This is a genomic window from Polycladomyces subterraneus (assembly GCF_030433435.1).
Classification (GTDB): domain Bacteria; phylum Bacillota; class Bacilli; order Thermoactinomycetales; family JIR-001; genus Polycladomyces; species Polycladomyces subterraneus.
Map to the genome: position 1 here is coordinate 16,566 of NZ_JANRHH010000012.1, position 22,143 is coordinate 38,708.

The following is a 22,143-nucleotide window of genomic DNA, read 5'->3' on the forward strand; positions in this document are numbered from 1 at the left end:
GTGAGGCTGGAAGAGCCGCGTGCATACACATGGCGACAGCTGTCATCTCCGCTGTCGCCTTTTCGTATACCGCGCATCCCCTGCAATCACGAAAGGCGGGAGAGGAGCCGATTGAACCGATGGGTATCGTAGTACAAAAATTTGGCGGGACATCTGTAGGCAGTATCGAACGGATTCGCAATGTGGCACGAAGAATCAGGGAAGTCCATTCCCAAGGGCACCAGGTGGTGGTCACCGTCTCGGCGATGGGCAAACAGACGGATGAGCTGGTGGCGCTGGCGGGGCAGATCACTGACGACCCCTCCCCGCGGGAGATGGACATGTTGCTGACGACGGGCGAGCAGATCTCGATTGCCCTTTTGACCATGGCATTGCACGAGTTGGGTTTGTCCGCGCGTTCTTTTACCGGATGGCAGGCGGGTATGGTGACGGACGCCGTGCACGGGAAAGCGCGCATCAAGCGGATCGACACGGAGAAGATTCGTCAATGTTTGGATCGCGGTGAAATCGTCGTTGTTGCCGGATTTCAGGGCATCAGTGAGGACGGGGAGATCACCACGCTGGGTCGCGGAGGCTCGGATACGACTGCTGTGGCGTTGGCTGCGGCGTTGTCTGCCGATTATTGCGAGATCAATACGGATGTACCTGGCGTGTTTACGACTGATCCGCGTATTGTCCCGCAAGCGCGGAAGTTGGATGAAATCTCGTTCGATGAAATGCTGGAGCTGGCCAATTTGGGAGCGGCGGTTCTCCATCCTCGTTCCGTCGAGTGCGCCATGAAACACAATGTGCCGTTGGTGGTCCGTTCCAGCTTTACCGAGGAGCCGGGAACTTGGGTAAAGGAGAGTGTCACGATGGAAGATACGTTGCATGTGCGCGGCATTGCCTATGATCTCAAAGTCGCCCGGATCAAGGTGCTGGGCTTGCCTAACCGGGTGGAGACGTTGTCTCGGTTGTTCGGTCTCTTGGCCGACGCCCACATCAATGTGGACATGATTGTGCAGAGCGAACATGACGCTGAAGTGATCGATGTGGCTTTCAGTGTGGGAGAAGACGAGTGGAAGCAGGCACGGAATGTGATCGAGCAGAACCGCGAGACGCTCGGATATGTCAAAGTGATCTCGGAAACGGGATTGGCCAAGGTTTCCGCTGTGGGTGCAGGCATGGTCACCAATCCGGGTGTGGCGGCACGGATGTTTACGGCTTTGACGGATGCGGGTATCCGGATCAAAATGGTAAGCACATCCGAAATCAAAATCTCTTGCGCGATTGCACGGGAACGCGCGAAAGATGCGGTTCGTGAATTGCATACCGCATTTGGTTTGGATGTGAATATACAACAAGAGGTACCGTCGACTGTGGGTGTGTGACGCAGTTCGGACGGAGACTTGCATCCGGCGAACAGGTACCGTCGGATCTCTGCCGGTAAGGGTGGCCTGTTTCCCTCGAGCGGACCTTTGAACGAAAGTGAAAGGAGCATGAGGGAAACGGGCATACCCAAATAAAAGGATTGATCAGAGACATCCAGTGTGCGTCTGACAAAGGGTGAAATGGAGGGAACCCTTTCCCAAGGGGGAGAGACTTCACCGCGTGTGAACAAATCGGGAAAGAGGAGCCGCCCAGTTCGATCTATTGATTTACCAGACAGGCTCTTAGTACTGATACTTCCAATCGGAAACATCATCACTTTTTTCACTGACATCCCAACGTGAAAAGGGATCGGAGGTTGGTTTGATCACGGGGCGTTTCCCGTAGGTCACTCGACTTATCCGGTTCCTACTTTCGTTGGGATGTATTCATTTGTGAAATAAATTGAAAATTGAGTAGAGGGGAAGGATTTTTTCTATTGGGACGGAATATAGTAAAAGGGACAGTGTAGGTTGTTCGCCTAGTTGCGGACAGGTTGTCCAGTGTTTTCTTGTTTTGCTCATCTTATTCTAATTGGAACGGATGATCCGTTCGCGATCGCAAGATTCAAGGGGGTTTGTCTATGAAAAGATGGGTGGCAACAACAACCGCAATCCTTATGGTACTCAGCATGGTGTTGCTGGCTGCTTGCGGTAAGGATAGCAGCAACGCCATGGCTGAAAAACAGGTACTTAACGTCGGTTATATTACAAGCGAACCACCAGCACTGGACCCGTTGAAGGGAACCGATGAAATTTCCGATTTGGTTATGCGGCATGTTTTGGAAGGGTTGGTCCGTCTGGATGAAAACGGAAATCCCATTCCCGGTATTGCCACCAAATGGGACGTCATGGACGGTGGGAAAAAAATCATTTTCCACCTGCGTGACGCCAAATGGTCCAACGGTGATCCGGTCACCGCACAGGACTTCGAATATGCGTGGAAGCGGATGCTAGACCCGAAAAACGCGGCGGAGTACGCTTATCAGTTGTTTTATCTGAAAAACGGCGAGGCGTACAACTCGGGCAAAGCCAAAGCGGAAGACGTGGGAGTCAAGGCGTTGGATGACAAAACGTTGGAGGTTACCCTCGAATCTCCAACTCCGTATTTTATCCCGCTTACGGCCTTTCATGCGCTATTCCCGGTTGATAAGAAAGTGGCCGAAAAAAACCCGAACTGGGGAACCGATGCCAAAACCTATGTCGGCAATGATCCTTTCCTGCTCAAAACGTGGGTGCATGACAAGAAAATCGAGTTGGTCAAAAACCCGAATTATTGGGATGCAAAGAATGTCAAGCTGACGCAGATCAACTTCCCGTTCATCGGTGAGGAGCAAACCGAGTACCAAATGTATGTATCCGGCTCGCTGGACATGAGCCGAAATGTTCCTCCTGACTTGGCGGTAGGGTTAATCAAAGAGAAAAAAGCCAAGATCATACATCAACCAGCATTGTATTACTATATCTTCAACACCAAGAAAAAACCGTTTGACAACGTAAAAATCCGCAAGGCCTTTTCCTTGGCCATCGACCGGGAAGCGATCGTGAAGGACGTCCTGGGTCAGGGACAAACGCCGGCCACCGGCTGGGTGCCGTGGGGAATTCGAGATTTCAACCAGAATAAAGAGTGGGTACAAACGCATGCCCCGTACATCCAACCCAAGGCCAATCCGGCAGAGGCCAAAAAGCTGCTGCAGGAAGGTATGAAGGAAGAAGGCATTACGCAATTGCCTGATATCACCATCTCGTACAACACCAACGAGGGGCACAAGAAAATCGCCGAAGCCATCCAGCAGATGTGGAAGCAAAATCTAGGCGTCAACGTCAAACTGGCCAACACGGAGTGGAAGGTGTTCCTCGATAACCTGACCCAAGGCAACTTCCAGGTCGCCCGCTACGGTTGGGTTCCCGATTATATGGACCCGATGACGTTTATGGACATGTGGGTGACCGGCGGGGGTAACAACAACGCCAAATACAGCAATCCGCAATATGATGCGTTGATCAAGCAGGCCAAAGCGACCGGGGATCAAAAGGTGCGGATGGAAGCAATGCACAAAGCGGAAGACATTCTCGCCCGGGATATGCCGGTTGCGCCGATCTACAACTACACCCAAGTTTATCTGTTGAAGGATTATGTCAAAGGGGTCGAAATCGAGCCTGACGGTTCGTTCACCTTCACTCACGCTTATCTGACGGAAAAATAAAGAAGGGGACCACAGTCCGGAGGGTCACCTGCAATGGGTGGCCTTCCTCTTGTCTTATTTATTTTGGACGGCAGAGGTGGTGGATGCATGCTTCGCTATCTGGGACAACGATTGGTGATGATGTTGGTTTCCCTGTGGTTGATCGCCACACTTACGTTCATGATGATGCTGGCGGTGCCGGGCGATCCGTTCACCGGTGAGAAAAAATTGCCGCCGGAAACTCTGAAAAACCTTAAAGCGGCGTATCATTTGGACAAGTCTTACCCGGAGCAGTATCTCTACTATATGAAAAATCTGGTGATGTTGGATCTCGGTCCATCGATCAAATACACCACCCGCACGGTCAACCAGATTATCAGCGAAGGATTTCCCGCATCCGCCCAGTTGGGGGTGCAAGCGATCATCCTGTCGCTGATTCTCGGTTTGTTGTTGGGTGCGATCGCTGCGCTCCGGCAAAACCGTATCCCGGATTATACGGCTACCTTGATCGCCGTATTGGGCGTATCGGTTCCCAGCTTCGTCCTGGCGCCGATTCTGCAAAAATATCTGGGGCTGGAGTGGGAACTGCTCCCGATCGCGACTTGGGATGGGTTTGAATACAGCATCATGCCGACGATCGCGTTGGCCGTACTGCCGTTGGCGATGGTGACGCGGCTGATGCGTTCCAGCATGCTGGAAGTGCTGAGTCAGGATTACATCCGAACCGCTCGTTCCAAGGGATTGTCACCGAGCCGCGTCATCGTTCGCCATACCTTGCGCAATGCGATCCTGCCGGTGGTGACCATCATGGGGCCGCTGACCGCAGGCATTTTGACCGGAAGTTTCGTCATAGAGAAGATCTTTTCGATCCCCGGCATTGGGAAATATTTCGTCGATAGCGTGACCAACCGCGATTACCCGGTGATCATGGGGATCACGATCTTCTATTCCGCTATCCTCATCTTGATGAACTTTCTCGTGGATTTGATTTATGGTTGGGTTGATCCACGGATCAAAGTCGGACACAAGGAGGCGAGCTGAGATGGCGATTCCGGCACAACGTTTTGAACGGGTACCCAAACGGTCACTGGAGGCGGAAAGGATCAAACGGCCCAGCGTCAACTATACCCAAGACGTCTGGCGACGGCTGAAACAAAACAAACTGGCGATGGCCGGACTGGTGACGATCATTCTGCTTGCGGTCATGTCGATCATTGGTCCGCATTTATCTTCCTATTCGTACTATGAGCAGGATTTGAACGGAAAAAATATGGAGCCTTCAAGCGAGCACTGGTTTGGCACCGACGATCTGGGCAGGGATGTCTTTGTCCGCACTTGGTACGGTGGACGCATTTCACTGGAGATCGGACTGGCCGCCGCCCTGATCGATTTGTGCATCGGCGTGTTGTACGGCGGCATTGCCGGTTATCGCGGTGGCAAGGTGGACGAAGTGATGATGCGGATCGTGGACATTTTGTGGGGGTTGCCGTATCTGCTCACCGTCGTGTTGCTTCTGGTTGTGCTGGAGCCGGGTTTGGGCACGATCATCATCGCGTTGACCGCCACAGGGTGGCTCAATATGGCACGGCTGGTACGGGGACAGGTACTGCAGTTGAAACAACAGGAGTTCGTGCTGGCCGCACGCACCCTGGGAGCCGATACCAAGCGCCTCCTGTTCAAACATTTGATTCCCAACGCCATGGGTCCCATCATTGTCATGCTGACGTTTACGGTGCCCAATGCCATTTTCGCCGAAGCGTTCCTCAGCTTTCTGGGATTGGGCGTGCAGGCACCGCAAGCCAGTTGGGGAACGATGATCAACGACTCGTTGGTCGTGATCTTTTCGGAAGATTGGTGGCGGCTGTTTTTCCCCGCCTTTTTCCTCAGCTTGACGATGCTGGCCTTCAACGTGTTCGGTGACGGTCTACGTGACGCACTTGATCCCAAGATGCGGAAATGAGGTGGTTTCAACGTGGCATTGTTGGAGATTCGCGATTTGCACGTGTCGTTTCACACCTATGCAGGAGAAGTTCAAGCGGTCCGCGGTGTCAATCTGACGTTGGAAAAGGGAGAAGCATTGGCCATTGTTGGGGAATCCGGCAGCGGCAAAAGTGTGACGGCCCAGGCGATCATGCGGTTGATCCCGTCGCCGCCCGGCAAAATCAAGCGCGGTGAAATCCTTTTCGACGGGAACGATCTGTTAAAATTGACGGAAAAAGAAATGTTCCGGGTGCGCGGTTCGGAGATCGGGATGATCTTTCAGGACCCGATGACGTCGCTCAACCCGACGATGACGGTGGGCAAGCAGATCATGGAAGGGCTAATTTGGCACCAGCGCATTTCCCCATCCGAAGCGCGCCAACGCGCGGTGGAAATGTTGCGTTTGGTGGGCATTCCCAGCCCTGAAACACGGATCAACAATTATCCGCACGAATTCAGCGGCGGGATGCGGCAACGGGCCATGATCGCCATCGCGTTGGCCTGCAACCCGAAGATTTTGATCGCGGATGAGCCGACAACTGCTTTGGACGTGACCATTCAGGCACAGATCATCGAACTGCTGAAGGAACTGCAAAAGAAAACGGACACCGCTGTTATCTTGATCACCCACGATTTGGGTGTGGTGGCGGAAATGGCGCAACGTGTGGCGGTGATGTACGGGGGTAAGGTGGTGGAGACGGGAACGGTGGAAGAGATCTTCTACCGGCCGCGTCATCCGTACACCTGGGGGCTGTTGGCTTCCATGCCTCGGCTCGATTTGGACCGGAAGCAGGAGTTGAAACCGATCCCCGGGTCCCCGCCGGATCTGTTGGACCCGCCCAAGGGTTGCCCGTTTGCCGATCGTTGTCCGTACACGATGCATATATGCAACGACGAGATGCCCGAAGTTAGTGAGGTATCCCAAACGCATCGCGTCAGCTGCTGGCTGGAACACCCGGAAGCGCCGTCCGTCACGAACGAACCGATCGTGCGCATATCGTCCAAGTAAACATTGACAGAAATTTCGATCCATCGTATCATAACTTCAAATACGAATATCAGGAAACACCTTCTTATCCAGAGTGGCGGAGGGACTGGCCCGATGAAGCCCGGCAACCACCCCGTTTACCCGTGTGTATTGAAAGCACACATTAATCGGCGGGGAATGGTGCCAATTCCTGCAGAACCGACAGGTTCTGAGAGATGAGAAGGGGGACGGACTGCAATGGGATTGGAGCAGACGACACCCTCTTCTGATCGAAGAGGGTGTTTCCTTTTGAAAAAGGAGAGAAAACGCGTGGTAGCCAGCGTCGATACGGTGACAAAGAAAACGGTGGCCGTGGGGCCGGTAGCGTTGGAATGCGGGGAAACACTGCAGGATGTGCACATCGCGGTGGAGACAGTGGGGAGACTGTCGGCGGACCGGGACAACGTCGTTTTAGTTTGTCACGCGTTGACAGGAGATGCGCATGCCGTCGGGGATGAACGGGAACCGGGCTGGTGGGACGGATTGATCGGGCCTGGTCGTTATATTGACACCAACCGGTATTTTGTCGTCACCACCAATGTACTCGGTGGTTGTAATGGCAGTACGGGTCCGTCATCCATCAATCCGGCCACGGGGCGGCCCTATGGTTCGGCTTTTCCCCCGGTCACCATTCGGGATATGGTCCATGTGCAATATCGTACGCTTCAGGAATTGGGCATCGATCGGGTTCATACCATCGTCGGCGGTTCCATGGGGGGAATGCAGGTACTGGAATGGGGCATCTTATACCCTGAAGCGGTGGCGAATCTGATCCCCATCGCCACCACAACCGCGTTGTCCCCCATGGCCATCGCCTACAACGACATCGGACGCCAAGCCATCATGTCCGATCCGGACTGGCAGGGAGGCGATTACTACCCGGGGCCGGGGCCGAAAAAAGGGCTGGCTATCGCCCGGATGGTCGGAATGGTCACCTATCGGACGGACGCATTGTTCCATCAGCGGTTCCAACGCCGTTTGCAGACCGAGGTACCGGAATGGTCCCGGGACGCAACATTTCAAGTGGAAAGCTATCTGCGCTATCAGGGAGAAAAGCTGGTTAACCGGTTTGATGCCAACAGCTATTTATGTCTGCTCAAAGCGATGGACACGCATGATGTGGGCAGGGGACGCGGCGGAATGGCGTCCGCGCTGTCAAAGATCCGCTCTCGCGTGCTGATCATCGGCATTGAGGAGGATCGGTTGTTTCAAATTGAGGAGCAACGGACACTGTTTCGGGAATTACGGGCGCTAGGAAAAGATACGCAACTGTGGGAAATTCAATCCCCGTACGGCCATGATGCGTTTTTGATCGAATATGAAAAGATGGGACCGGCAATCCGGCAGTTTTTGGAGGGGTAGCGATCCGGAAGACGCTGCCCCCTTTCCTTGACGCTGTCGAACAATTGGGAGTACAATAAGGTTGTTCACAAAGTTGAAACCCCTTTCTATCTACTGGACCGCTTGAATCAAGGTACGCAGCATTTGTCGAAACCTTTGGGAAGCGGGTTGACATCACGGTTTGATCGCGCGATCAAAATCCAACTTACAAGGGGTTATTGGAGGGCGCAAGATGAGCAATCACAGCAGTTTCTTCAACCGTCGGCTGCACTCGTTACTGGGTGTCATTCCGGTGGGCTTTTTTTTGGTCGAGCACTTGTTGACGAACTATTTTGCGACCAGAGGCCCCGCTGTTTTCCAAGAAAAAGTGGAGTGGATCTGGAATCTGCCGTTCCTGCTCGCCCTGGAAACGGTGTTTATCTACCTGCCGCTCTTGTATCATGCGCTGTACGGCCTGCACATCGCGTTCCAGGCGAAAAACAACGTGGTGAATCACGGCACGTTCCGCAACTACATGTTCATGTTGCAACGGGTTACCGGTGTCATCACGCTCATTTTCGTGGGATGGCATGTATGGGAATCGCGGATTCAGGTGGCTCTGCACCACTGGACACCGCATGAGTTGACAGTAATGATGCACCAGATCCTCAGCAACAACGTCAATTTTGGATTGTACCTGATTGGGGTTGTCGCTGCTGTCTTCCACTTCAGCAACGGGATTTGGTCGTTTTTGGTCAGCTGGGGCATTACAGTCGGGCCGCGTGCACAGTATGTATCCACTTGGGTATGTGCGGTCATTTTCCTGGTTGTGTCGTACATCGGCATCAGTGCCCTGTTCGCATTCCACAATCCGGAGTTTTTGAACCAGTTGGCGCAGCGTTAAAAGGGGGCATTGTTCAATGAACGAGAAAATCATTATTGTGGGTGGCGGCTTGGCTGGTCTGATGGCTGCCATCAAGACGGCGGAAGCGGGGGCCAATGTCGAGTTGTTCTCGCTCGTACCGGTGAAACGTTCCCACTCGGTATGTGCGCAGGGCGGCATCAACGGTGCGGTCAACACCAAAGGGGAAGGTGACTCGCCGTGGGAACACTTTGACGACACGATCTACGGCGGGGACTTTTTGGCCAACCAACCCCCGGTTAAAGCGATGTGTGAAGCGGCGCCGGGCATCATTTACCTGATGGACCGGATGGGAGTACCGTTCAACCGGACGCCGGAGGGATTGATCGACTTCCGCCGTTTCGGGGGAACCAAACACCACCGTACCGCTTACGCCGGGGCGACTACGGGGCAGCAATTGCTCTATGCGTTGGACGAGCAAGTTCGTCGCTGGGAAGTGGCCGGCCGGGTCACCAAGTACGAGCACTGGGAATTCCTGAAGGTGATCTTGGACGATGAAGGTCGTTGCCGCGGGATCGTGGCGCAAAACTTGCGCAGTCACGAGATCAAGGCCTTCCTGGCTGACGCTGTGATCCTGGCGACGGGCGGCTTGGGCATGATCTTCGGCAAATCGACCAACTCGATGATCAACACCGGTTCGGCGGCAAGCGCGGTGTATCAGCAAGGCGCCTATTACGCCAACGGGGAGTTCATCCAAGTACACCCGACCGCCATCCCAGGCGATGACAAATTGCGCCTAATGTCCGAGTCCGCGCGGGGAGAAGGCGGGCGTGTCTGGACCTATAAAGACGGAAAACCGTGGTACTTCCTCGAGGAAATGTACCCGGCATACGGCAACCTGGTACCGCGGGATATCGCCACGCGTGCCATCTTCAAGGTATGCGTGGACATGAAGCTCGGGATCAACGGGGAAAACATGGTTTACCTCGATCTGTCCCACAAAGATCCCAAAGAGCTGGACATCAAATTGGGTGGTATCATCGAGATTTATGAGAAGTTCATGGGTGAAGACCCGCGCAAAGTGCCGATGAAAATCTTCCCGGCAGTGCACTACTCGATGGGTGGATTGTGGGTCGACTACAATCAGATGACCAACATCCCCGGGTTGTTTGCCGCGGGTGAGTGCGAATATCAGTACCATGGCGCCAACCGTCTCGGGGCCAACTCGCTTCTGTCGTGCATCTTTGGCGGCATGGTGGCCGGACCCAAAGCGATCGAATATGTGCGCGGATTGGAAAAATCGGCGGAAGACCTGCCGTCCACGTTGTATGAGTCCATTGTCAAAGACGAGGAAGCCAAATACGAACAGCTGCTCAAGATGGATGGCACCGAAAACGCCTACAAACTGCATCAGGAGCTGGGTCAATGGATGACCGACAACGTGACGGTCGTTCGGTACAATGACCGCCTGTTGAAAACGGACGAGAAAATTCAAGAGCTGATGGAACGCTATCAAAACATCAATATGAGTGACACCAGCAAATGGAGCAACCAAGCCGTCTCCTTCACCCGCCAGTTGTGGAACATGCTGCAATTGGCCCGGGTGATTACGCTGGGGGCTTACCACCGAAATGAAAGCCGCGGTGCTCACTACAAACCCGAGTTCCCGGATCGGAACGACGAAGAGTGGCTGAAAACGACCAAGGCCAAATTTACCGCGGACGGACCGGCTTTCGAATACGAACCGGTCGACATTTCGTTGATCAAACCGCGTCCGCGCCGGTATGACGTGGCGAAAGAGGAGGCGGCGAAACAATGAGTGAACAACAAACCGTACACCTGATCATCACCCGGCAAGACGGACCTGATTCCAAACCGTATAAGGAAGAGTTCCGCATCCCATACCGGAAAAATATGAACGTCATTTCCGCGTTGATGGAAATCCAGCGCAACCCGGTCAACGCGGATGGCAAGGAAACCACACCAGTCGTGTGGGAATCCAACTGTTTGGAAGAAGTGTGCGGTGCCTGCTCCATGGTGATTAACGGACGTCCCCGACAAGCGTGCACCGCTTTGATCGATCATCTCGAGCAACCGGTACGGATTGAGCCGATGCGCACCTTCCCGGTCGTTCGTGACCTGATCGTGGATCGGAGCCGCATGTTTGACACATTGAAACGGGTGAAAGCGTGGATTCCGATCGACGGTACTTACGATCTGGGGCCGGGACCGCGCATTCCGGAAACGGTACGCCAATGGCGATACGAGCTGTCCAAGTGTATGACGTGCGGGGTTTGTTTGGAGGCTTGCCCCAACGTCAACAGCAGATCCAAGTTTATGGGACCGTTCGTGGCTGGTCAGGTGGCATTGTTTAACTCGCATCCGACGGGCGAGATGAACAAGGACGAACGTCTGGAAGCGCTGATGGGTGAAGGCGGATTGCAGGAATGCGGCAACTCGCAAAACTGTGTGCAATCCTGCCCCAAAGGCATTCCGTTGACTACCGCCATCGCCAAAATGAACCGTGAAGGAACCAAAATGTTGTTCCGCAAATGGTTGTCGGTATAACACGAACACGAAAACTACGAAACCACGGATCCATTCGATCCGTGGTTTTCTTTGTTAGTCGAGGGTGTGATACCAAAAACACCCCTTGACCCGATACAGTCAAGGGGTGTTTTGTCTTTACTGGAACTGTGATTGGATCCAATCGACCAATTTCCAGAACCAATCAACTAACATGGCGAAGAAGCCTTGCGCTTCCTTGGAGTTAAGGACTTGCTGGAATTGATCCTGGAAGTTTTTCAGCTGGTTAGATACGTTGTCCCAGTTGATGTTCAGGTTGGACAAGTTTTGCGTGAACTGGGTGAGCTGGTTGATCTGTTGGTTGGTCAGGTTGATGTTGAGATCACCAGCCACATTGACGACGATGTTCCGGAAATCCTCCGGTGTCTGCGGTTGTTGTTTGGCCACTTCTTCTTTCAATTTCAACATGAATTCGGTCGCTTTTTCACTGCCGATTTGTTTGGCCAGATCCGCAGTGCGCACGATTTCCTCGTTGGCAACTTGTTTTTGCTCTTCGCTGATCTTGGTACCGGTGGCCACCTCAAACGCCTTCAGGATACCAGTCAGACCGGCCGTGCCCGACACCGGTTTCGGTGCGGTGACATACACGTCTGCATCTTTGACGCCTGCGGTGATCAAAGCATTCGCATACATCGCGTTGGTAATCGTGGTGATGTTGTGCGTTTGCACCTTGATACCGGACCCGGCGTCCGTCAGCGTGATTTTCGCGGAAGAGAGCGCCCGCGAACCGATGGTCGCTTCACTCATGTATTTTCCGAGGTATTGGTGCTCTTCCGCATTGGTGACTTCGATGATCTTGACATCATTGGGCACGTTCATTTCATTGAGAATAGCTTGGCGCTCCTGCGGAGTGAGGTCTTGTCCCAGCGTGACGACTGTTTCTCCCACCACGGCGTCGGCAGACGCGACAGACGGGAGAATCCAAGTAAATAAGAATACACTCAGAATGCCGAGGCCGATGTTTCTCAGCCAAGTTTTCTTCATTTGATAATAACCCCCTTCTCGTTATATATAGACGTAGTTTTCCCTGAAGATGTTTCATCTATGGATCATTTTTCATAGAAAGGAAGGATCAAGAACCACCGGTCGCATAATGTTTTTGGATAAATGTTTTCATCATGGGCAGGAGATAATGACTGCCGCCTCGATCCTTCACATCCTCCACAAACATGGTGGTGACGAGATCGGGTTGTTTACCGGGTTTGCCAGTGATGGTGCACAACCATCCGTATTCCGTACCGTTCTTGTCATCCTTGCTTTTTTTCAGTTCGGCCGTCCCCGTTTTGGCAGCGATGCTCACCCCCGAAACAGCCAGACTGTGGGCAGTTCCGTGCGGATCAGTGACGACGGAAGTCAAGAGATCTCTAACTTGCTGGGCCACTTGCGGCTTGACGACACCCGCTTTCCACACTTTGGGCCGGACAGAATGTTTGCCATCCATGATCAACACGGGCTGCATGATGTTCCCTTTGTTAGCGAACACGGAATACATCATGGCCATATGGAACGGGCTTACTTCGATTTGCGCCTGTCCGTAGGAGCTGTTGGCCAATTGCACCTCATTGTCGATTTTGCCGTTGGTGGCGATCTGAGAAGGTTCGATCGGGTAGGAGAAAGGGATCTCCATTTCAAAGCCGAATTTTTTCAGGTATAGGTTCATGTTTCGTACGCCGATCATCAAGCCTGCCCGCGCGAAATAGATGTTGTCGGACCAGGCCAATCCTTTGCGCAGATCGATGGGGCCACCTGGATTGGGCACCCGCGTGATGTAAAAATCACCCCAGCCGGGCTTTTGCCATTTGCCGGCGGAAGTATCAAAGGTGGTGTTGGGCTTTACTCTCCCCGTATCCAACCCGATGGCCGCCACGATGCCTTTCATCGTGGAACCGGGCGTGTATGTGTATTTGAACCGGCTCATCAGCGGCATAGTCGGGCCGTTGATCCGTTTCCATTCGGAAGAAGGAAACCCGTTGATGAACATATTGGGATCGTAGGAAGGAGCGCTCACCATGGCCAGCACTTCGCCCGTTTTCGGGTTGATGGCGACGGCGGCACCTTTGTCATTCCGAATACCGTTGTACAATTGGCGTTGTGTGTTCACATCGATGGTAAGACGAAAGCTCTCGCCGTCTTGACCCGGTCGTTGTGCCAGCACTTTTTTCATTTGTCCGTTCGCATCGACGATCAGCAAACGTTGTCCGTGTCGGGGACGCAAACGTTCTTCCAACACTTGCTCCAAACCGCGCATACCGACCCAGTCGCCTTGCACATATCCCTTGTTTTTGAGTTCCTTCAACTGCTCGGAGGAGATGGGGCGTATGTAACCGATCAAATGGGCGGTCGCCTCTTTTTGCGGGTAGACACGCTTGCTCTCCATGCGGATATCTACACCGGGGATCGCTTTCAACGCCGATATTTTCCCGCGGTCTTCCAGGTCTAACGTACTCACTTCCACCCGATCCGATTGCTTCGGCTTCAGTTTCCCGGCCAACTGGGCTGGGCTCATTCCCAATAGTTGGGCCAGCTGTTGCTGGGTTTTGGTGTCCGTGATTTGTTTGGGAAGGACCGTCACATGGTACTTGACTTGGTTGATGGCGAGAGGTTCACCATTGCGGTCGTAGATCTCTCCTCTCAGGTTCTCATTGGTGCTCTCGATTTTGATCTGGTCGTTTTCGCCGAGTCCGGGGAGGAGGAGAGACGGTGTCCACTGGATTCGCCATCCGGCCTCTTCTTCCTTCACCCAATGCGCTGCCGATTGAAACGTCAGATCACCGAACTCCTTGGTGGACCGGATCATCCGGAAGGGGATGACGTGTCCTTTCGGTTTGGCAGGTTCCAATTGAATCTTTGTCTGACCGATCAAGGAAGCAACTTGTCGGTGCTGCTTGACGAAATCCTGTTTGCTGATGCGTTTTTTGGATGTGGCACTCAGCAGGTCGTACATTTTCTCATAATTTCCTTGTTCCCACCATGATAGATAGTTTTTCATCGTAGGCATGGGTCCCGGGTCCGTTTCACAACCGGACAGGAAACTGAGCAAAAAGATACAGATGATAGCGGAAAGTATTTTGGGGCGCATGTACTCTGTTCACCTCCGTCAGATAAAAATCAGGAATGAGAAAGGGCGGCCGAATGGAACCGCCCTGGGATTTACGAGGTCAGACGAAAACGGGGTCTTTAAATTGCGCCAGTTTCTCCAGTGCGCTTTTTTCCACGTCTTTGTGCAGGCTGTTGCCATGGGCATCCATCGTGACGATGGCGGCAAAGTTTCGCACGCGGAGATGCCACATGGCTTCCGGTATGCCGAACTCCATAAAATCGACACCTTCGACGTCGGTGATGCAGTCAGCATAATATTGGGCTGCGCCGCCGATGGCATTCAGGTAGACCGCCCCGTATTCCTTCAGTGCAGCCAGTGTTTTTTCACCCATGCCACCTTTCCCGATGACCGCACGGATACCGAACTTGCGGATGATGTCCGCCTGATAGGGCTCCTCCCGGATACTCGTAGTCGGGCCGGCGGCCTTCACCTCCCAATTGCCGTCTTTGTCTTTGAGCATTACCGGGCCGCAATGGTAGATTACGCCGCCGTTGAGATCCACCGGCGAATCGTGGTCGATCAGGTATTTGTGCAGGGCATCCCGGCCGGTATGGATTAACCCGTTGAGAATGACGATGTCGCCTACACGGAGTTGCCGGATTTGTTCTTCTGTGATCGGCGTGGTGAGGGTGATTTCACGATTGCCCTTCTTTTCGCCAACCAATCCGGTCGTTGCGGGGGCAGGAGTATCCTCCACTTTCGGGGCGTCGGTATACAGCCATCGTCTGATTTCGCCGGTTTCAGGGTCCAGTACGACACCTTGCCGACGAAACGCCCAACAATTGTAGGCGACCGAGACGAAGAAGCTCGCCGGAATTCGGTTGATGGCGCCGATCTTGCAACCCAACAGCGTGACATCGCCGCCGAATCCCATCGTACCGATGCCCAACTGGTTGGCCGCTTCCATGATATACGCTTCCAATTTGGCCAACTCAGGGTTGGGGTTGACGTCGTGTACCGGGCGGAACAATTGCTCTTTGGCAAGTTGATATCCGGTCGTCCGGTCGCCGCCGATGCCCACGCCGATAAAACCGGCACTGCAACCTTGGCCCTGTGCTTGGTAGACGGCGTGCAGGATGCATTTGCGGATTCCATCCAAATCCCGACCCGCTCGACCCAATCCTTCCAGTTCACAGGGGAGGCTGTATTGGATGTTTTTGTTTTCACAACCCCCGCCTTTCAGGATCAGGCGCACCTCGATTTCGTCTTTTTCCCACTGTTCAAAATGAATCACCGGAATCCCCGGCCCCAGGTTGTCTCCGCTGTTTTTCCCCGTGAGCGAGTCCACGGAGTTGGGTCGCAGTTTGCCCAAGCGGGTTGCTTCGGCAATCGCTTCGTGGATCGCTTCCTTCATGCGGATTTGGTTGACACCGACGGGGACGCGAATCTCAAACGTCGGCATCCCGGTGTCCTGACAAATCGGGGAAACGTTTTCTTCCGCCATCCGAATATTGTCCGAGATGGTGGAGAGCGCCAATCCTGCCCGCGTGCCGGCGTTCTCGCGCATTTTGGCGCGTTGGATGGCGGCACGCACGTCCGGGGGCAGATTGGTCGAGGTTTCCGTGATCAATTTCAACATGGATTCCTTGAGTGCGCGCATGTTCGAAACCCCTTTTGCCTTGGAATTCAGCTTCCTTCTCATCCGATGTTATCGAGACTTACTCTACACGGCATCAAACCAAAGGCAATCCCTTTGGTCGCTGTGGGCTTCTCGCTTCATCTGGTGTGGCAGATCCACATCCGTCCACGAAGGCTTCGCCCAAGCCTATTTCCGTTTCTCTCACTAGTAGTTTTCAGTGTTTCCGCACTCCACAGATTGATTGTATCAAAATTCGGTCGGACTTGCGAGAGGGCCGAAGCCGTCCCGCGTCTGACGATCCTATTATCTCAATCAGACAGAGTTGGGTTGATACGAGCCGGATTTTCTTTTCAAATGAAAGAAGACGCGTTTCTTCCCGTTTTGACACAGGGAGATGACGCGTCCCGATACACTGGACACCCTCTAAACGCTATGGCGGGCAGTAAAACGATTACATCAATCGGTTTCGTTCAGCGGCTTTGATAAACAATTGTTCCGATTCGATCAATCCGCATACACCGCACTGTACACGGACTTTTTCGCCACTATAGGGAATGTACAACGGATCATCGGGACTGATGCTGCCCACAATCTCCCCCGTTTTGGGGTCCTTTCTCACCGATTGCGCCACTTGTTCGATCACGTGAAACCGACTGCGGTTGGTGCCGCACGAGGGACAAAGGTAAGGAGTTTCCATCCCCAACACCTCCTGTCCCTAGTAGACTGCCCGCTTTGCCGACAATCATACCTGTTTGGCTTCTTTGAACTCCACCCATTGGTCAGCCCATTTTTCGATGGACTGGATGACGGGAGACAAGCCTTCCCCTTTGGGAGTCAGACTATACTCGATCCTAACAGGTGTCTCCGGATACACTTTCCGTTCCAGGATGCCGTGCGCTTCCAGCTCCTTTAACCGTTCGGCCAGCATCCGTTCGCTCATTTGCGGAATCTGTTCACGGATGTCGCGAAAGCGTCGGGGGGCGTCCAACAATACGCGGATGATCAATCCGGTCCATTTCTTGGCCAGGATCTCCATCGCCGCCTCATATTTCGGACAGATGCAACGGTCTGCCATCGTTGGCTCACCTCACTTCTATTATTGTAGCAAAGAGAAGCAAAAACGTCATTATATCGCGGTTTGTTTCAGTTTATATAAAGAAGTAACATATTTTATTTAAGTATAGCCAGTAACCCCCTTTGTTATCCACCCTCAGTTGAAAAGGGAATCAAAAGAGAAGGCGAGAACTAGGTTTACTGTGTGCGTCTCATCTTTTTCAGCCTAACGAAGCACAGGATAAGGAGCAAAGATGGAACATCAATGTGATGGAAACACTGAAAGGACAAACGTGTGAGAGGAGAGAGAGGATGGACCAAGAGGCAAAATCATTTATACAGGAATGGGTTCCGCAATGGGAGCAGGCGGATCGTCGGCTGAACGAAGCATATTGGAATGCGAGTACTACCGGCGAACAAAAGCATGAGGAGGCGCTCGCCGAAGCCTTGCGGGAACGCATGCGGATGATGGCCGATCCTGAGCGGTTTGACCGGCTGGAAACGTTGCGGAAAGCAGATATCACCGACCCGTTGATTCGTCGACAATTGACTCTGTTATATAAGGATATGGCCATGAACCCGAGCAATCCCCGGAAAATTGAGGAGGTGGCTCGTCTGCAAACGGAGATCGAGGGGGCGTTTGTCCGGTTCCGTGCTGAGGTGGAGGGAAAAACGGTCACCCAAAACGAGATCAGTGAAATTCTTCGCACCGAAAAAGATCCGTACAAACGAAAAAAGGTGTGGCGCGCCAGCAAGCAGATTGGCGTAGTGGTGGCTGATTCCATCCGCAGGTTGGCCGAACTGCGCAACGAACTGGCGGTAGAAAAAGGGTTCCGCGATTACTATCATATGTCGCTCACATTGAGCGAAATTGAGGAAGAGGAACTGTTTACATCTTTGGAAGCGATTTGTTCCCGGACAGACGGGCCGTACGCCGATCTGAAAAAGGAGATGGACGCTGTATTGGCCAAGCAATATCCCAACTTGCGGCCCGAAGGATTGCGTCCATGGCATTATACCGACCCGTTTTTTCAGGAGGCACCACCGGTATTTGACTTGGATCTGGATTCACATTTCCGCGATCGGAATCTGGAAGAACTGGCGGCTCGAACCTTCCGGGGAATGGGATTGGACGTGGAAGAGATCCTCAGGCGCAGTGATTTGTACGAGCGAGACGGAAAAAGTCAGCATGCGTTTTGTTTGGATATGGATCGTCGCGGAGATGTACGGGTGCTGTGTAACTTACGACCCAATGCGAAATGGATGGAAATTTTGTTACACGAACTGGGACATGCCGTCTACGATGCCAACGTCGATCGGGATTTGCCCTATCTACTCCGGCGTTATGCCCATATCGCGACGACGGAGGCGGTTGCCATGCTGATGGGACGTCTGATTCACGACCCGGTGTGGTTGACTGAAGTGGCTGGTATCCCTGAATCCTGGGTGGCGGAGAAGGATGCGTCACTTCGCAAACAATCCGCATTGTCCATGCTGGTGTTTATTCGCTGGTGTCTGGTGATGATCCATTTTGAACGGGATCTATATCGCAATCCGACGGGTGATCTGGACACATTGTGGTGGGATTACGTGGAGCGGTTTCAATTTGTCCCCCGTCCGGAGGGTCGCCGTGCCCCGGACTGGGCAGCCAAGATTCACCTGGGCACCTCTCCGGTGTATTACCAGAACTATTTGTTGGGAGAATGGATCGCTTCACAAATTTTCAACGCTTTGCCATCAAATGGGGAAGCGTCTCATCCGTTGGTCAACAACGCCCATGCAGGTGCGTTTTTGAGAGAGCGAATATTCCGCCCCGGTGCACGGTATCATTGGCAGGACCTGTTGGAGCAAGCGACCGGTGAACGGTTGAACGTCGAACGGTTTCTGGAGCCTTTTGTAGCGAAGTCAGATGGGGCTGCGGCGGAATAGAGAGCGTGTTGGGTGGCTCGAAGGCGCTTTATGTCATCGATACACCTTATTCTTTGTCGTTTTTATCGGACTGAATCAACTTGTGATATCGTTGTTTCACATGTTGGAAGTGTTCGCGAATTTGGGTTTTGGACCATCCCTTCTCCATATATAACAGCAGATGGTCCACCAAGGTGGGAAACCACGATAATCCCAATGAACGTTGTGTAAACGCATGGGCGGCGATTTCCCTGGTCTTCCCGACATATTCCCTCCACGTGAACGGCCCCCAACGTTTGATAGGGACTTTGGGTAAAATGCGATCCGTGCGGCCGATGGTATGTATCTCCAGATGATGAAACCACTCATGCGTGAGATGCAGTGCGACCAGATCATCTGATGAGACACGGTATCCGGAGCGTTCAAAAAAATGAGCCAACTGCTTGAGGGAAGGACGATAGATGTCGATAGTCGGGGGTTTGCCACGATATTGGGCGCGCGTTGCGATGTGAGGAGAGGCATGGTCGAGAAAGCGGACCCGGATACCGCTGGCGATCATTCGATTGATCAGATGGGTGAGTCGGCCATCGTAGAGATGCTTTTGGGCGGCCTGTTCTCCCCACTCCATGGCTGATCGGATATACATTCGCACGTCCGCGGGAGAAAGATGGGAAAAGTATACATCTTGTTCCAACTCCAAAAAGGCTAAAACGGGAGCAGGAAGTACAGGCCAGTGCTGTTCCATGGGGACGGAAGCGAGAGAAGTGGTCGACACCCCGGGCGATTGGCGGATCATTGCGATTCCTCCGTCAAATGAGCTAACGTTTATTGCAACGTTATGTCGAATACGGCTTGGCTCATGCGCACAAATAAACAACCCCCTATTGCAGGGGGTTGCGGGAAGAAAGAACCATGATTGTTTATCGACGAACCGCCGCAGCTGCTTGTCCACTCATTTGTTGTTCGGCCAAAGCGACCAGGCGCTTCGTAATTTCCCCACCGACAGAACCGTTAGCGCGGGACGTCGTGTCGGGACCCAGCTGAACACCAAATTCCTGGGCGATTTCGGCTTTCATTTGATCCAGGGCTTGACGAGCACCAGGAGACAAAATTCGGTTGTTACGTGGCATTCTTTCCACCTCTTCGTTATGGATTAGCTTGCAAGCTCTGTTTGTAGTTTGTGATGCAAAGGCCGAATTATACCAATCCAACCGAAAAAATCCGTCGAATCAGATGAGTCAGGTGACAAAGTCGGAAAAGCCGTGTGAGACGGCCTTTCTCGGGTATGCTAATCCGAGAGGAGTGATAAATGCCCATGTTTTTCCACGGGATTCCCTTTGTCCATTTGGTCAAGCAATTTCCTGTGTTGCAAGCTTCCAATGGTTCTCGCAAGTCTCCGGATAAGCGGCAAGATGCCCGGCGTCTGATTGAGCGCATCGGCTTTGAGCCGGTTCATCTATTGCGTTCTTCGCCGGAATACTCGATCAGGCGGTGTTTGAGGGAATGCTTGCAGTACGGTGACACGGTGTTTGCTTTTTCTACATTACCATTTCCCCGCGTGCAGCTGAGTCCGCACGAATGGGGCGTTCGCTGTTTACAACTTCACGCGGCGGATTGGGCCGTCACGACGGATCAGCGGGCGATCAGATGGATTCGAGAGCATTTCCATTCCTTACCCGTTCTGTTTTGTCAAGCAGGGAAGCCTCCATTTTTTCGCGAAAGGGGATAAAGGTAAGGAAGTTTGGGAGGGATCGGGATGGACAACCAACTACCACTTGTACCAGTGGAGGAGATCGAACGGCGTTACCGACGGTTTCAACAGACGTTGGATCGGATGGAACTGGACGGCGCCCTGATCGCTCAAAATATCGATTTGTACTATCTAACGGGAACGATGCAATACGGTTTGCTTTTCGTTCCCCGGACAGGTGATCCGTGCCTTTACGTGAAAAAAAGTGTCACTCGTGCGAAGCGTGAATCCTCCGTGCCGGTGGAGCCGATGGGACGAATGCGGGAATTGCCGCAACGGATTGCGGAGCGCTTCGGCCCCATTCGCCGTGTGGGGATGGAATTGGATGTATTGCCGTATGCGCAGGCAACGTTTTACGCCAATAAATTGTTCCCGAAAGCCGAAATGACGGATATTTCGTTTCCACTTCGACTGCAACGAGCTGTCAAATCGGATTACGAATTAAATCAATTAAAACGAGCAGCCACTTGTGTGCGGGAGATCGTGGAAGCGCTTCCGGAAATGCTAAAACCAGGTATGCGGGAAGTGGAGCTGGCAGCCGAAATTGAACGGCGCTTACGGTTGAAGGGGAATATCAACCTATACCGAATGCGCGCCTTCAATCAAGAGCTTGTGCTGGGCATGGTCGCCTCAGGAGCGGCCGCTGCTGCTCCCACTTACTTCGATGGACCCGCTGGCGGGTTAGGCTTGAGCACCGCCAGTCCACAGGGGGCAGGTTGGAAAGAAATCCGAGTGGGTGAGCCGATTCTGGTGGATATCAGTGCGGTGATTGAAGGATATATCATCGATCAAACGCGGCTGGCGGTCATTGGTGAGCTGGATGCCGATCTGGAACACGCCTACAGGACCACACGCCGGATCCTGAAGGCAACAGAGGAAAAGGGAAAACCGGGGGTATCTTGGGAAGCGTTGTACGTGGAAGCATTGAAAATGGCGGATGAAGCCGGTTTGGTGGATCATTTTATGGGATACGGCGAAGATCAGGCCAAATTTTTGGGACACGGCGTCGGATTGGAGTTGGATGAACTGCCCGTTTTGGCACGCGGGTTCGATCAACCGTTGGAGGAGGGAATGGTGATCGCGGTGGAGCCGAAATTCACCTTCCCCGGACGGGGTGTGATCGGTATCGAAAACACGTATGTCGTGACGGCAGATGGTTTGCAGTCGTTGACCACCGCTACCGAAGAGATCGTCCGGGTGCGGGCGTGATCCATCAGGCTGAAGTCCCTGAAGGACACTTTCACGGTCGCCGTTTGATTCACAGTCTGTTTCCACTTTGGACCACGCCCAAGTTGCGGGTTGTGCTGTCACCTCACAAGGATCAAGTTGATGGAGTAGGTCTGGTCAATCACTTGTGCCGGGTGAGCCTGTTTCCCTCTCGTGCCT

At 53.2% G+C, this 22,143-nt stretch carries 19 protein-coding genes and 1 riboswitch; of the genes, 12 read left to right on the top strand and 7 right to left on the bottom strand.

The annotated features are described in order from the left end of the window. The first annotated feature begins 119 nt into the window (after positions 1-119). From NWF35_RS01610 to sdhB, 9 genes are all read left to right on the top strand, one after another. A complete protein-coding gene (locus NWF35_RS01610) occupies positions 120-1,370 on the top strand; it encodes an aspartate kinase (RefSeq protein ID WP_301237405.1) in 1,251 nt (416 codons plus the stop codon). 620 nt (positions 1,371-1,990) lie between these two features. After that, positions 1,991-3,613 (top strand): peptide ABC transporter substrate-binding protein, encoded by a 1,623-nt coding sequence (locus NWF35_RS01615; protein ID WP_301237351.1) that lies wholly within the window; start codon positions 1,991-1,993, stop codon positions 3,611-3,613. Between the two features lie 87 nt (positions 3,614-3,700). After that, the gene (locus NWF35_RS01620) at positions 3,701-4,633 is read left to right on the top strand and encodes an ABC transporter permease (protein WP_301237352.1); all 933 of its coding nucleotides are present in this window, start codon (positions 3,701-3,703) and stop codon (positions 4,631-4,633) included. Position 4,634: 1 nt separating this feature from the next. Continuing rightward, positions 4,635-5,552: an ABC transporter permease gene (locus NWF35_RS01625; protein ID WP_301237353.1), complete on the top strand. Its 918-nt coding sequence runs from the start codon at positions 4,635-4,637 to the stop codon at positions 5,550-5,552. 12 nt (positions 5,553-5,564) lie between these two features. Then, positions 5,565-6,581 (top strand): ABC transporter ATP-binding protein, encoded by a 1,017-nt coding sequence (locus NWF35_RS01630; RefSeq protein ID WP_301237354.1) that lies wholly within the window; start codon positions 5,565-5,567, stop codon positions 6,579-6,581. A gap of 61 nt (positions 6,582-6,642) precedes the next feature. Further along, a riboswitch (SAM riboswitch) is annotated at positions 6,643-6,782 on the top strand. A 15-nt stretch (positions 6,783-6,797) separates the two neighbouring features. Next, entirely contained in the window at positions 6,798-7,961 is a 1,164-nt protein-coding gene (gene metX / locus NWF35_RS01635) for a homoserine O-acetyltransferase MetX (RefSeq protein ID WP_301237355.1), read from the top strand. Between the two features lie 211 nt (positions 7,962-8,172). Continuing rightward, positions 8,173-8,823 carry a succinate dehydrogenase cytochrome b558 subunit gene (locus tag NWF35_RS01640; protein WP_301237356.1) on the top strand — a complete coding sequence of 217 codons (651 nt, stop codon included), beginning with the start codon at positions 8,173-8,175 and terminating at the stop codon, positions 8,821-8,823. Positions 8,824-8,839: 16 nt separating this feature from the next. Next, the gene (gene sdhA, locus NWF35_RS01645; RefSeq protein ID WP_301237357.1) at positions 8,840-10,600 is read left to right on the top strand and encodes a succinate dehydrogenase flavoprotein subunit; all 1,761 of its coding nucleotides are present in this window, start codon (positions 8,840-8,842) and stop codon (positions 10,598-10,600) included. Further along, entirely contained in the window at positions 10,597-11,349 is a 753-nt protein-coding gene (sdhB, locus tag NWF35_RS01650; RefSeq protein WP_301237358.1) for a succinate dehydrogenase iron-sulfur subunit, read from the top strand. The genes sdhA and sdhB overlap by 4 nt, the downstream gene beginning before the upstream one ends. 117 nt (positions 11,350-11,466) lie before the next feature. On the opposite strand, the gene NWF35_RS01655 is transcribed toward sdhB, so the two are convergent. From NWF35_RS01655 to NWF35_RS01675, 5 genes are all read right to left on the bottom strand, one after another. Continuing rightward, positions 11,467-12,351 (bottom strand): DUF1002 domain-containing protein, encoded by an 885-nt coding sequence (locus NWF35_RS01655; protein WP_301237359.1) that lies wholly within the window; start codon positions 12,349-12,351, stop codon positions 11,467-11,469. Between the two features lie 88 nt (positions 12,352-12,439). Then, positions 12,440-14,446 carry a penicillin-binding transpeptidase domain-containing protein gene (locus NWF35_RS01660; protein ID WP_301237360.1) on the bottom strand — a complete coding sequence of 669 codons (2,007 nt, stop codon included), beginning with the start codon at positions 14,444-14,446 and terminating at the stop codon, positions 12,440-12,442. A gap of 79 nt (positions 14,447-14,525) precedes the next feature. Next, positions 14,526-16,067: a fumarate hydratase gene (locus NWF35_RS01665; RefSeq protein WP_301237361.1), complete on the bottom strand. Its 1,542-nt coding sequence runs from the start codon at positions 16,065-16,067 to the stop codon at positions 14,526-14,528. 430 nt (positions 16,068-16,497) lie between these two features. Then, complete coding sequence (locus NWF35_RS01670; RefSeq protein WP_301237362.1) at positions 16,498-16,743, bottom strand: DNA alkylation repair protein; 246 nt, start codon at positions 16,741-16,743, stop codon at positions 16,498-16,500. Positions 16,744-16,788: 45 nt separating this feature from the next. Next, on the bottom strand, positions 16,789-17,121 hold the full coding sequence (locus tag NWF35_RS01675; protein ID WP_301237363.1) for a winged helix-turn-helix transcriptional regulator: 333 nt from the start codon (positions 17,119-17,121) through the stop codon (positions 16,789-16,791). A gap of 290 nt (positions 17,122-17,411) precedes the next feature. Between NWF35_RS01675 and NWF35_RS01680 the strand changes: the two genes are divergently transcribed. Continuing rightward, entirely contained in the window at positions 17,412-19,028 is a 1,617-nt protein-coding gene (locus NWF35_RS01680) for a M2 family metallopeptidase (protein ID WP_301237364.1), read from the top strand. A 46-nt stretch (positions 19,029-19,074) separates the two neighbouring features. On the opposite strand, the gene NWF35_RS01685 is transcribed toward NWF35_RS01680, so the two are convergent. Together NWF35_RS01685 and NWF35_RS01690 are read right to left on the bottom strand one after the other, a co-directional pair. Continuing rightward, positions 19,075-19,803: a hypothetical protein gene (locus NWF35_RS01685; RefSeq protein ID WP_301237365.1), complete on the bottom strand. Its 729-nt coding sequence runs from the start codon at positions 19,801-19,803 to the stop codon at positions 19,075-19,077. A 124-nt stretch (positions 19,804-19,927) separates the two neighbouring features. Further along, positions 19,928-20,137 carry an alpha/beta-type small acid-soluble spore protein gene (locus NWF35_RS01690; protein ID WP_301237366.1) on the bottom strand — a complete coding sequence of 70 codons (210 nt, stop codon included), beginning with the start codon at positions 20,135-20,137 and terminating at the stop codon, positions 19,928-19,930. A gap of 179 nt (positions 20,138-20,316) precedes the next feature. On the opposite strand from NWF35_RS01690, the gene NWF35_RS01695 reads away from it, so the two are divergent. Next, positions 20,317-20,736 carry a hypothetical protein gene (locus NWF35_RS01695; protein WP_301237367.1) on the top strand — a complete coding sequence of 140 codons (420 nt, stop codon included), beginning with the start codon at positions 20,317-20,319 and terminating at the stop codon, positions 20,734-20,736. Between the two features lie 27 nt (positions 20,737-20,763). Next, positions 20,764-21,966 (top strand): M24 family metallopeptidase, encoded by a 1,203-nt coding sequence (locus tag NWF35_RS01700; protein ID WP_301237368.1) that lies wholly within the window; start codon positions 20,764-20,766, stop codon positions 21,964-21,966. Positions 21,967-22,143: the final 177 nt, after the last annotated feature.

Coding starts and splice junctions, on each gene's coding strand:
- NWF35_RS01610 (WP_301237405.1), top strand. CDS start 120: ATGGGTATCGTAGTACAAAAATTTGGCGGGACATCTGTAGGCAGTATC.
- NWF35_RS01615 (WP_301237351.1), top strand. CDS start 1,991: ATGAAAAGATGGGTGGCAACAACAACCGCAATCCTTATGGTACTCAGC.
- NWF35_RS01620 (WP_301237352.1), top strand. CDS start 3,701: ATGCTTCGCTATCTGGGACAACGATTGGTGATGATGTTGGTTTCCCTG.
- NWF35_RS01625 (WP_301237353.1), top strand. CDS start 4,635: ATGGCGATTCCGGCACAACGTTTTGAACGGGTACCCAAACGGTCACTG.
- metX (WP_301237355.1), top strand. CDS start 6,798: ATGGGATTGGAGCAGACGACACCCTCTTCTGATCGAAGAGGGTGTTTC.
- NWF35_RS01640 (WP_301237356.1), top strand. CDS start 8,173: ATGAGCAATCACAGCAGTTTCTTCAACCGTCGGCTGCACTCGTTACTG.
- sdhA (WP_301237357.1), top strand. CDS start 8,840: ATGAACGAGAAAATCATTATTGTGGGTGGCGGCTTGGCTGGTCTGATG.
- sdhB (WP_301237358.1), top strand. CDS start 10,597: ATGAGTGAACAACAAACCGTACACCTGATCATCACCCGGCAAGACGGA.
- NWF35_RS01655 (WP_301237359.1), bottom strand. CDS start 12,351: ATGAAGAAAACTTGGCTGAGAAACATCGGCCTCGGCATTCTGAGTGTA.
- NWF35_RS01660 (WP_301237360.1), bottom strand. CDS start 14,446: ATGCGCCCCAAAATACTTTCCGCTATCATCTGTATCTTTTTGCTCAGT.
- NWF35_RS01665 (WP_301237361.1), bottom strand. CDS start 16,067: ATGCGCGCACTCAAGGAATCCATGTTGAAATTGATCACGGAAACCTCG.
- NWF35_RS01670 (WP_301237362.1), bottom strand. CDS start 16,743: ATGGAAACTCCTTACCTTTGTCCCTCGTGCGGCACCAACCGCAGTCGG.
- NWF35_RS01675 (WP_301237363.1), bottom strand. CDS start 17,121: ATGGCAGACCGTTGCATCTGTCCGAAATATGAGGCGGCGATGGAGATC.
- NWF35_RS01680 (WP_301237364.1), top strand. CDS start 17,412: ATGGACCAAGAGGCAAAATCATTTATACAGGAATGGGTTCCGCAATGG.
- NWF35_RS01685 (WP_301237365.1), bottom strand. CDS start 19,803: ATGATCCGCCAATCGCCCGGGGTGTCGACCACTTCTCTCGCTTCCGTC.
- NWF35_RS01690 (WP_301237366.1), bottom strand. CDS start 20,137: ATGCCACGTAACAACCGAATTTTGTCTCCTGGTGCTCGTCAAGCCCTG.
- NWF35_RS01695 (WP_301237367.1), top strand. CDS start 20,317: ATGCCCATGTTTTTCCACGGGATTCCCTTTGTCCATTTGGTCAAGCAA.
- NWF35_RS01700 (WP_301237368.1), top strand. CDS start 20,764: ATGGACAACCAACTACCACTTGTACCAGTGGAGGAGATCGAACGGCGT.